Origin of the sequence: Pseudomonas sp. PB105, from assembly GCF_009764655.1 — a bacterium.
In the GTDB taxonomy this organism is placed as follows: Bacteria; Pseudomonadota; Gammaproteobacteria; order Pseudomonadales; family Pseudomonadaceae; genus Aquipseudomonas; species Aquipseudomonas cyclaminis.
In genome coordinates, this window is sequence record NZ_RWIO01000046.1 from 97644 (window position 1) to 108045 (window position 10402).

The window sequence follows — 10402 nt, forward strand, 5'->3', positions numbered from 1 at the left end:
GGATGACCCTTATGCACCCACACATGATCAAACTGCTGAGCCTCTCGGGTCTGACCCTCGGCCTGCTCGCGGCCAGCCAGGGCGTACGCGCCGACGAGCTGAAGGCTCCGACCTTCACCGCCGAGCCGTGCTGCAGCCTGTGCCCGGCCGCCCATGACGCAAAGAACTACACCACGCGCTACCAGCAGAACTTCACCACCCTGGTACAAGCCCAGGGCGACTGGCTGTTCCGCACCCAGGAAGACCTGCGCACCGAATTCGACACCAGCCCCGCCGGCTACAAGCGCATGCAACAGCTGCACGATGCGTTCAAGGCCAAGGGCGTGGAACTGGTGGTGGTCTACCAGCCGACCCGTGGCCTGGTGAACCGCAACAAGCTCAACCCCGAAGAGAAAGCCAAGTTCGACTTCGACAAGGCCCTGGGCAACTACAAAACCATGCTCGGTCGTTTCGCCAAGATGGGCTACGTGGTGCCGGACCTGTCGCCGTTGACCAATGAGCAACTGCCGGATGAACTGCCGGCCCACGATTTCTACTTCCGTGGCGACCAGCACTGGACGCCATACGGCGCCCAGCGCACCGCGAAGATCGTCGGCGCCAAAGTGCGTGCCATGCCTGAGTTTGCCGATATTCCCAAGCGTGAATTCGAGACCAAGCGCTCCGGGCGCATGGGCAAGACCGGCACCCTGCACAACATGGCCGGGCAGCTGTGCGGCACCAGCTACGCGATCCAGTACATGGACCAGTTCACCACCGAGCCCAAGGGCGAAGCCGGTGACGGCGACCTGTTCGGCGATTCCGGCAACCCGCAGATCACCCTGGTGGGCACCAGCCACAGCGGCAAGAACTACAACTTCGCCGGCTTCCTGGAACAGGAAATCGGTGCCGACATCCTCAACGTCGCCTTCCCCGGCGGTGGCCTGGAAGGTTCGATGATCCAGTACCTGGGCAGCGACGAATTCCAGAAAACCCCGCCGAAAATCCTCATCTGGGAGTTCTCGCCGCTGTACCGCCTGGACCAGGAGACCATCTACCGCCAGATGATGTCGCTGCTGGACAACGGCTGCGAAGGCAAGACCGCGCAGATGAGCGCCAGCACGACGTTGAAACCCGGCAAGAACGAATTGATGGTTAACAGTTCGAACAAAGACCTGCGCAACGCCAACCATCAGGTTGATATCCGCTTCGCCGATCCGTCGGTGAAAACCTTGCAAGCCACCCTCTGGTACATGAACGGGCGCCACGAGGACATCAAGATCGAGAAACCCGAAACATCCGATACAGACGGGCGTTTCGCCTTTGAACTGCGCACCGATGAAGACTGGGCCTCGCAGAACTTGCTGGCCGTGGAAGTGCAGGGCCCCGAAGCGGGCGCTGCGGCGCAGAAGGTCGAAGCGAAAATTTGCACACGCAACGTATTCGCCGCCGGTGGTCAACAGACTGCATCAACGGGGCAATGAGGTTACTTATGCAGAAGTTATTGATTCCATCGTTGCTCGGCCTGGCGATCTTTGCCGGCGCAGCCAACGCCGCCGCGCCACTGCGTCCGCCCCAGGGCTATTTCGCACCGATCGAAGCGTTCAAGACCGGCAACTTCAAAAATGATTGCGACAGCATGCCGACGCCGTACACCGGCCCGCTGCAATTTCGCAGCAAGTACGAAGGCTCCGACAAGGCCCGTTCGACGCTGAACGTGCAGTCGGAAAAGGCCTTTCGTGACAGCACCGCCGACATCACCAAGCTGGAAAAAGACACCAGCAAGCGCGTGATGCAGTTCATGCGCGACGGCCGCCCGGAGCAGCTTGAATGCACGCTGAACTGGCTGGTGTCGTGGGCCAAGGCTGACGCGTTGATGTCCAAGGACTTCAACCACACCGGCAAGTCCATGCGCAAATGGGCGCTGGGCAGCATGGCCTCGGCCTATGTGCGCCTGAAGTTCTCCGACTCGCACCCGCTGGCCAACCACCCGCAGGAAGCCCAACTGATCGAAGCCTGGTTCAACAAACTGGCCGATCAGGTGGTGAGCGATTGGGACAACCTGCCCCTGGAAAAAACCAACAACCACTCCTACTGGGCCGCCTGGTCGGTGATGGCGACGTCCATCGCCACCAACCGTCGCGACCTGTTTGATTGGGCGGTGAAGGAATACAAAGTCGGCGTGAACCAGGTCGACGACCAGGGCTTCCTGCCCAACGAATTGAAGCGTCAGCAGCGGGCCTTGTCGTACCACAACTACGCCCTGCCGCCACTGTCGATGATCGCCAGTTTTGCCCTGGTCAACGGTGTCGACCTGCGCCAGGAAAACAACAGCGCGCTCAAGCGCCTGGGCGACAAAGTGCTGGCCGGGGTCAAGGACCCGGAGATCTTCGAGCAGAAGAACGGCAAAGAGCAGGACATGAAGGATTTGAAGCAGGACATGAAATTCGCCTGGCTCGAACCCTTCTGCACCCTCTACACCTGCGCCCCGGATGTGGTGGAGCGCAAGCATGGGATGCAGCCGTTCAAGACGTTCCGCCTGGGGGGTGACCTGACCAAGGTCTACGACCCGGCGCACGAAAAAGGCAACAAAGGTTCCTGACGAAACGCGGTGAATAAAAAATGTGGGAGGGGGCTTGCCCCCGATAGCAACGGCGACTGTTACACCGCCATCGGGGGCAAGCCCCCTCCCACATTTGAAGCCGGTTTCGACAGTGAGTTTGCAATACAACCCTCCCCGAAATTCGTGGGGGGTTTGGGGGGGCTGCGGCCCTTGACTGTTGGTTAAACATGGAGAGATCGGGATGGTTTTCTCGTCCAATGTGTTCCTGTTTCTGTTCTTGCCGATCTTTCTCGGCTTGTACTACTTGAGCGGGCAACGCTATCGCAACCTGCTGCTGCTGATTGCCAGCTATGTGTTCTACGCCTGGTGGCGAGTGGACTTCCTGGCGCTGTTCGCCGCCGTCACGCTGTGGAACTACTGGATCGGCCTCAAGGTCGGTGCAGCCGGCGTGCGCACCAAGCCGGCCCAACGCTGGCTGCTGCTCGGCGTGGCCGTCGATCTGTGCATCCTCGGCTACTTCAAGTACGCCAACTTCGGCGTCGACAGCATCAACGTCATGATGAAGTCGGCGGGCCTTGAGCCGTTCATCCTCACCCACGTGCTGTTGCCGATCGGGATCTCGTTCTACATTTTCGAGTCCATCAGCTACATCATCGACGTGTACCGTGGCGACACCCCGGCGACCCGCAACCTGATCGACTTTGCGGCGTTCGTGGCGATTTTCCCGCACTTGATTGCCGGCCCTGTTCTGCGTTTTCGCGACCTGGCCGACCAGTTCAACAACCGCACCCACACCCTCGACAAGTTCTCCGAGGGCTGCACGCGGTTCATGCAGGGTTTCATCAAGAAGGTGTTTATCGCCGATACCCTCGCGGTGGTGGCCGACCATTGCTTCGCCCTGCAAAACCCGACCACCGGCGACGCCTGGCTCGGCGCGCTGGCCTACACCGCGCAGCTGTACTTCGACTTTTCCGGCTACAGCGACATGGCCATCGGCCTGGGCTTGATGATGGGTTTCCGCTTCATGGAAAACTTCAAGCAGCCGTACATCAGCCAGTCGATCACCGAGTTCTGGCGCCGCTGGCACATCAGCCTGTCCACCTGGCTGCGTGACTATCTGTACATCACCCTGGGCGGTAACCGTAAAGGCACGCTGACCACCTACCGCAACCTGTTCCTGACCATGCTGCTGGGCGGCCTGTGGCACGGCGCCAACATCACCTACATCGTGTGGGGCGCCTGGCACGGCATGTGGCTGGCGATTGAAAAAGCCATTGGCCTGAACACCGCGCCGCGCAGTTTCAACGTGTTGCGCTGGGCCTTCACCTTCCTGCTGGTGGTGATGGGCTGGGTGATCTTCCGCGCCGAAAACCTGCACGTCGCCGGCCGTATGTACGGTGCGATGTTCAGCTTTGGCGAGTGGTCGCTGTCGGAACTCAACCGCGCCAACCTCACCGGCCTGCAAGTGGCAACCCTGGTGGTGGCGTACGCAACCCTGGCGTTCTTCGGCCTGCGCGATTTCTACACCAACCGCCCTGCCGAAAAAACCAAGCCTGTCGACCCAAGCCTGATCAAGGCCGTACCGGGCGACAACCCCGGCAGCATCCACCAGCCAGGTTTCACCGTTGGCCAGGACGCCGCCGTGCAACCGGCCTACTGGACCGCTGACTGGCCACGCTACGCCATGCGCGCTGCGGTGCTGCTGCTGTTCGTGGCGTCGATTCTCAAACTGTCGGCGCAGAGTTTCTCGCCGTTCCTTTACTTCCAATTCTGAGGGAGCCGACCATGACCCGTTCATTACGCGTCCTCTATATCAGCCTGTTCATGGTGCTGCTGCTGGCACTCGGCGCCTGGTCGCTGCGCAGCTTTCTGGGCTTCAGCACCAACGCCGAGGCCACCGTGCTCAATGGTCGCTGGACCAAGGCCGTCGAGACGCACTACGACGACGAGTTCCCGATCAAGCGCATCGGCACCAACCTCTGGGCGGCGCTGGACTACAAGCTGTTCAATGAAGGCCGCCCCGGCGTGGTGCTGGGCCGCGATCATTGGTTGTACAGCGACGAGGAGTTCAACCCCGCCGTCAACGAGGACCAGAACCTGCAAGGCAACTACGCGCTGGTCGAAGGCGTACGCCAGAAGCTCAAGGCCCAAGGCATCCAACTGGTGATGGCGATCGTGCCGGCCAAGGTGCGCCTCTACCCGGAACACCTGGGTGAAGTGAAACCGGCGAGCATCCACGCCAACCTGTACCAGGACTTCCATGCCCGTGTCGCCGCCGACAACATCCCGGCGCCCGACCTGCTCGGCCCGTTGCAACAGGCCAAGCTGGGCGGCAAGCAAGTGTTCCTGCGCACCGACACCCACTGGACGCCGGATGGTGCCGAAGTCGCGGCCAAGCAGTTGGCCAAGGCGATTGCCGACAAGACCCCGCTGAGCGGCGAGCCGCAGCGCTTTGTCACCGAGGCCGAAAAGACCGAGCCGCACAAAGGCGACCTGCGTCTGTTCCTGCCCCTGGACCCGCTGTTTGAAAACCTGATGCCGCCTAAAGAGCCGCTGGAAAAACGCGTCACGCACCTGGCCGAAACCAAAGGCGACGACGCGCTGTTCAGCGACAGCGAAACCCCAGTGGCACTGGTCGGCACCAGCTACAGCGCCAACCCCAACTGGAACTTCGTCGGTGCCCTCAAGCAAGCCCTGGGCAGCGACGTGGTCAGCTACGCAGAAGACGGCCACGGCCCGATCCTGCCGATGCTCAGCTACCTGAAAAGTGACGACTTCAAGAACAGCCCGCCACAGGTGCTGATCTGGGAGTTTCCTGAACGCTATCTGCCTGTGAACAACGAAATCGGTGATGCCGACCCTGCGTGGGTTGCGCAACTTAAACAAGCCGGTTCACGCCAACAAAACATGGCACTGAACACCCCAGTTAAAAACCAAAAATCCGAGACGCCCGACCGGGCGCAAAACTGAAAGAGAGGTAACTCACATGACTTTCACTACAACTCCTCGTCGTCTCGCTAAAACCCTGGCCATTGCTGCCGGTCTGAGCTTCGTATCGATGTCCGCCTTCGCCGGTGGCGATGCCGCGCTCTACGGCCCTACTGCGCCAAAAGGTTCGAGCTTCGTACGTATCTACAACGCCAGCAACCAGGAAGTCAGCGCCACCGTGGGCAACACCAACCTCAGCGAGGTTGCGCCACTGGCCAGCAGTGACTTCAGCTTCATGCCGGGCGGCGACTACAGCGCCAAGGTTGGCAGCCAGACCCTGCCGGTCAAACTCGCCGCCGACCACTACTACACCCTGGTCAACAGCGGCAGCGGCCAGCCTCAGCTGATCGAAGAACCGCCGTTCAAGAACAAGCAGAAGTCCCTGGTGCGCGTGCAGAACCTCAGCGACAAGGCCCTGACCCTCAAGACCGCTGACGGCAAGACCGACGTGGTCAAGTCGGTAGCCGCCAAAGGTCGTGGCGAGCGTGAGATCAACCCGGTGAAGGTGAGCCTGGCGTTGTATGACGGTGACAAGAAAGTCGGCGATGTGAAGCCGGTTGCCCTGGAGCGCGGTGAAGCAGCGGTGCTGTATGTCACCGGTTCCGGCAGCAGCCTGTCGCCAGTGTGGGTGAAACGCCCCGTGTCGACCCGCTAACTATTCCCCTGTGGGAGCCGGGCTTGCCCGCGATGGCATCACCTCGGTGTCACTGACAGACCGAGTCGCCTGCATCGCAGGCAAGCCAGCTCCCACAGGGACCGAGACAAAAACAAGAGTGAAACGACAAACCTTCGTAGCTCTGACCCAAATTGATTCAAGGAGAAACACATGATCCCAGTAATCCTTTCCGGTGGTAGCGGCTCACGTCTTTGGCCGCTTTCCCGTAAACAGTTCCCCAAGCAATTCCTGGCCCTGACCGGTGAGCACACGCTGTTCCAGCAAACCCTGGAACGCCTGGTATTCGAAGGCATGGACACCCCGATCGTGGTCTGCAACAAGGATCACCGCTTCATCGTCAACGAGCAGTTGAGCGCGCGCAAGCTCGAATGCCAACGCATCCTGATGGAGCCGTTCGGTCGCAACACCGCGCCGGCCGTGGCCCTGACCGCGATGATGCTGGTCAACGAAGGCCGCGACGAGTTGATGCTGGTGCTGCCCGCCGACCACGTGATCGATGACCAGAAAGCCCTGCAACGCGCCCTGGCCCTGGCCACCGTGGCAGCCGAGCGTGGCGAAATGGTGTTGTTCGGCGTACCGGCGACCCGTCCGGAAACCGGCTATGGCTACATCAAGTCCACCAACGATTCGCTGCTGCCCGAAGGCGTGAGCCGCGTCGAGCAGTTCGTGGAAAAACCCAATGAAAAACGCGCTGTCGAGTTCGTCAAAAGCGGCGGCTACTTCTGGAACAGCGGCATGTTCCTGTTCCGCGCCAGCCGCTTCCTCGAAGAGCTGAAAAAGCACGATCCGGACATCTACGACACCTGCGTGCTGACCCTGGAACGCAGCGAACAGACCGCCGACACCGTGTCCTTCGACGAAGCCACCTTCGCCTGCTGCCCGGACAATTCCATCGACTACGCCGTGATGGAAAAAACCCAACGCGCCTGCGTCGTACCGCTGAGCGCCGGTTGGAGCGACGTGGGTTGCTGGGCCTCGCTGTGGGCGGTCAACGATAAAGACGCCAACGGCAACGTCACCAAGGGCGATGTGGTGATCCAGGACAGCAAGAACTGCATGATCCACGGCAACGGCAAGCTGGTGTCGGTGATCGGCCTGGAAAACATCGTGGTGGTGGAAACCAAGGACGCGATGATGATTGCCCACAAGGACAAGGTCCAGGGCGTCAAGCAGATGGTCAACACCCTCAACGAACAGGGCCGCAGCGAGACCCAGAACCACTGCGAAGTCTACCGTCCGTGGGGCTCCTACGACTCGGTGGACATGGGCGGCCGCTTCCAGGTCAAGCACATCTCGGTCAAGCCGGGCGCGTGCCTGTCATTGCAGATGCACCACCACCGCGCCGAACACTGGATCGTGGTCAGCGGCACGGCTGAAGTGACCTGCGACGAGAACGTGTTCCTGCTCTGCGAGAACCAGTCGACCTACATCCCGATCGCCTCGGTGCACCGCCTGCGCAACCCGGGAAAAATCCCGTTGGAGATCATAGAAGTACAATCGGGCAGCTACCTGGGCGAAGACGACATCGAGCGTTTTGAAGATATCTACGGTCGCTCGACGCCGGTTGAACGTGGTGTGTCGGTGAAAACTATCGCGCAGTAAAACAGTCGTACAAGAAGCCCTCGTCCAGCCGACTGCGTCCCCTATCCGCAGCCGGTTGGGCGGGGGCTTTTTTATTCAGTCATTGCCAGCGCCAATGCCAGTGCCGCAGAGCGTCCGTCAATTGCGTCAAGCGTTACCGAACTTGACAGCACCGTACAACTGGGCCGCCTTACCACCCTCGGTCATGAGCGCGCCCAAGACTCTGGACAACGTACCACTACTGTTGGCCAGGTTTTTCCCAGCCTCTTGCGCAGCCATGCCACCCAAGGCAATACCCGCCCCCTTGGCATGCTTGGCATTCATACCGCTGTTACACAGCTGCGACGAAGGCCCTTGCAGCAGGGTTTGACCCAAACTTGTAAGTTTGTGGTCCCGCATGCGACCAGACGAAGGAGAATTCGCCGCGTGGTCCATTTGCCGGGACGCTCCAGCAGCGTTCTGCGCTGGCGCTTTAGGGGCAGTGATGAGGGAGGTCACCACCGACGACAAGACATTGGAGACAACGGGCACAATAAGAGCTGAAGCAACCATAGTGGGTCTCACTTATTCTGACTTCGGTTATTACCCTCCTGGGCGGTCTGTATTTCCCTATGTTCGCTCTGTGGAGACAATGCGCCATCGGGTTCCTTCGTAAACGAAAACTGATGCCCACGATAGGCACCAAGGCCAACCCACAGGTAGGATGTTTTATCCGCGTATGAGGTTGTCATCATGTTTTTCGGCGTCCTACTGATCATCACCTGGCTGATCCTGCTGCTGCGCTACCCCGCCAAAGCCTTGCCGGTATCGCTGGCCGCCGCTGTCGGCCTGGGTTTTGTCGCAGTGTGGGTGGTCTGGCTGGACAACCGCGAGGCCTCGCAGCTGGCGCGCCTTGAACTGCGCATCGCCTACGCCCCACAGGACTGCCCCGCCGACCGTCCGCTGAAACTCACCCTGAACAACGGCAACGACGTACCACTGACCGAACTGCGCTGGCGCGTCGCCGCCTATGCGCCCGGCGACACAGTGAATCTCGCCGACAACGTCTATGCTGCCCCGCGCTATCGCGGCCCCGGTGAATTGCAGGCTGGCGCCACCTGGGACGATTGCCTGCCCACCCCGCCGCTGCGCCCCGGCTACCGCCCGCAAACCCTGGAATTTCGTGCCGAGCACCTGCAAGGCAGCTTCTCGGACTGACAAAGGATTGATCCATGCCCAATGTTCTCATCACCGGTTGCTCCAGCGGCATCGGCCGTGCGTTGGCCGATGCCTTCAAGGCTGCCGGCTACGACGTATTGACCAGCGCCCGCCGCGAAGACGACGTGATCGCCCTCAACGACGCGGGCTTCCACGCTGTGCTGCTGGACGTGAATGACGCTGCCGCCCTGCAGACCCTGGCCGCGAACCTGGACGAACTGGATGTGCTGATCAACAACGCCGGCTACGGCGCCATGGGCCCGCTGCTCGACGGCGGCACCGAGGCGATGCAGCGTCAGTTCCAGACCAACGTGTTTTCCATCGTCGGCGTCACCCAGGCGCTGTTCCCGGCGCTGCGCAAGCGCAAAGGCCTGGTGGTGAATATCGGCAGCGTTTCCGGGGTGCTGGTCACGCCGTTTGCCGGTGCCTACTGCGCCTCCAAAGCGGCGGTGCATGCCTTGAGCGATGCACTGCGCATGGAACTGGCGCCGTTTGGCATACGGGTGATGGAAGTACAACCCGGCGCCATCGATACACGCTTTGCCAAAAACGCCGGGGCCCAGGCCGAGTTGCTGATCAACGAGCAATCGCCATGGTGGCCATTGCGCGAAGGCATTCGCGCACGCAGCCAGGCCTCCCAGGACAAGCCGACACCTGCCACGGTGTTTGCGGCGGATGTGCTCAAAGCCGTGCAACAGCCGCAGCCACCACGCCTGTTGCGCTCGGGCAATGGCAGCCGGGCGCTGCCGTTGATGGCGGCGTTGTTGCCCAAGGGGTTATTGGAAACCGTGTTGAAGAAACGCTTTGGCTTGAAGGGGAATTTTTAAATGATCGACTACAGCGATTTTTTCGAAGAAGTCATCCAGACCCACATCGAGATCGAGCAATGGTTTGCCGGCGTTGCGCCTGACGGCACCTTGCAAAACCTGCTTGCGCGCTTCTCGCCGGAATTCAGCATGATCGCTCCCGCCACCGGCACACGCGTCAATGCAGCCGGGGTGAATGCGCTGTTCACGCGCCTGGGCGGGATGCGGCCGGGGCTGAAAATCACCTTGAGTGAAATGGCCGGGATTGACCGGCATGCACGCGGTGCGACAGTGACTTATCGCGAGCATCAGGTGGACGACAGCGGCACCCAAACGGATCGGCGGGCCACCGTGGTGTTTGAGAAGCAGGCGAGTGGCGCGCTGTTGTGGCGCCATTTGCATGAAACCTATGTAGCTCAATGAACTAACTGCCCAGCCGGATCCTACAAAAAACAGCGAATGGGCTGACAGCATTACAAGGAAACTAACCCCAGGCTCTTTCACCTCTGTCTACTCACAGGTGAAAGGATGCCAAGGGATTTTATGCGAAGCGGTGTGCCGGATGCGCACACCACGACTCGCCAGCGGCTGACCAGCCTGCTGGACCTGCCCAAA

9 protein-coding genes are annotated in these 10402 nt (G+C 60.7%); all 9 read left to right on the forward strand.

The annotated features are described in order from the left end of the window. Positions 1 to 11: 11 nt before the first annotated feature. The 9 genes from EJD88_RS12920 to EJD88_RS12960 all read left to right on the forward strand — a co-directional run bounded on the left by EJD88_RS12920 (position 12) and on the right by EJD88_RS12960 (position 10210). Complete coding sequence (locus EJD88_RS12920; protein ID WP_112196908.1) at positions 12 to 1460, forward strand: alginate O-acetyltransferase; 1449 nt, start codon at positions 12 to 14, stop codon at positions 1458 to 1460. 8 nt (positions 1461 to 1468) lie between these two features. After that, positions 1469 to 2578, forward strand: a complete 1110-nt coding sequence (locus EJD88_RS12925) for a mannuronate-specific alginate lyase (RefSeq protein ID WP_158878132.1) — start codon at positions 1469 to 1471, stop codon at positions 2576 to 2578. 202 nt (positions 2579 to 2780) lie between these two features. After that, positions 2781 to 4313, forward strand: a complete 1533-nt coding sequence (locus EJD88_RS12930; RefSeq protein ID WP_099584943.1) for an MBOAT family protein — start codon at positions 2781 to 2783, stop codon at positions 4311 to 4313. Between the two features lie 11 nt (positions 4314 to 4324). Continuing rightward, a complete protein-coding gene (locus EJD88_RS12935; protein ID WP_099584942.1) occupies positions 4325 to 5509 on the forward strand; it encodes an alginate O-acetyltransferase in 1185 nt (394 codons plus the stop codon). 16 nt (positions 5510 to 5525) lie between these two features. Continuing rightward, positions 5526 to 6182 carry an alginate O-acetyltransferase AlgF gene (locus EJD88_RS12940; protein ID WP_099584941.1) on the forward strand — a complete coding sequence of 219 codons (657 nt, stop codon included), beginning with the start codon at positions 5526 to 5528 and terminating at the stop codon, positions 6180 to 6182. Between the two features lie 171 nt (positions 6183 to 6353). Beyond that, positions 6354 to 7805 (forward strand): mannose-1-phosphate guanylyltransferase/mannose-6-phosphate isomerase, encoded by a 1452-nt coding sequence (locus EJD88_RS12945; RefSeq protein WP_099584940.1) that lies wholly within the window; start codon positions 6354 to 6356, stop codon positions 7803 to 7805. Positions 7806 to 8516: 711 nt separating this feature from the next. Next, a complete protein-coding gene (locus EJD88_RS12950; RefSeq protein ID WP_099584938.1) occupies positions 8517 to 8981 on the forward strand; it encodes a multidrug transporter in 465 nt (154 codons plus the stop codon). A 14-nt stretch (positions 8982 to 8995) separates the two neighbouring features. Then, a complete protein-coding gene (locus EJD88_RS12955) occupies positions 8996 to 9808 on the forward strand; it encodes an SDR family oxidoreductase (RefSeq protein ID WP_158878133.1) in 813 nt (270 codons plus the stop codon). Next, positions 9809 to 10210, forward strand: coding sequence for a DUF4440 domain-containing protein (locus tag EJD88_RS12960; protein WP_099584936.1), 402 nt, complete (start codon positions 9809 to 9811; stop codon positions 10208 to 10210). It begins immediately after the preceding gene. Positions 10211 to 10402 lie beyond the last annotated feature (192 nt).

Coding starts and splice junctions, on each gene's coding strand:
- EJD88_RS12955 (WP_158878133.1), top strand. CDS start 8,996: ATGCCCAATGTTCTCATCACCGGTTGCTCCAGCGGCATCGGCCGTGCG.
- EJD88_RS12930 (WP_099584943.1), top strand. CDS start 2,781: ATGGTTTTCTCGTCCAATGTGTTCCTGTTTCTGTTCTTGCCGATCTTT.
- EJD88_RS12935 (WP_099584942.1), top strand. CDS start 4,325: ATGACCCGTTCATTACGCGTCCTCTATATCAGCCTGTTCATGGTGCTG.
- EJD88_RS12920 (WP_112196908.1), top strand. CDS start 12: ATGCACCCACACATGATCAAACTGCTGAGCCTCTCGGGTCTGACCCTC.
- EJD88_RS12925 (WP_158878132.1), top strand. CDS start 1,469: ATGCAGAAGTTATTGATTCCATCGTTGCTCGGCCTGGCGATCTTTGCC.
- EJD88_RS12960 (WP_099584936.1), top strand. CDS start 9,809: ATGATCGACTACAGCGATTTTTTCGAAGAAGTCATCCAGACCCACATC.
- EJD88_RS12950 (WP_099584938.1), top strand. CDS start 8,517: ATGTTTTTCGGCGTCCTACTGATCATCACCTGGCTGATCCTGCTGCTG.
- EJD88_RS12940 (WP_099584941.1), top strand. CDS start 5,526: ATGACTTTCACTACAACTCCTCGTCGTCTCGCTAAAACCCTGGCCATT.
- EJD88_RS12945 (WP_099584940.1), top strand. CDS start 6,354: ATGATCCCAGTAATCCTTTCCGGTGGTAGCGGCTCACGTCTTTGGCCG.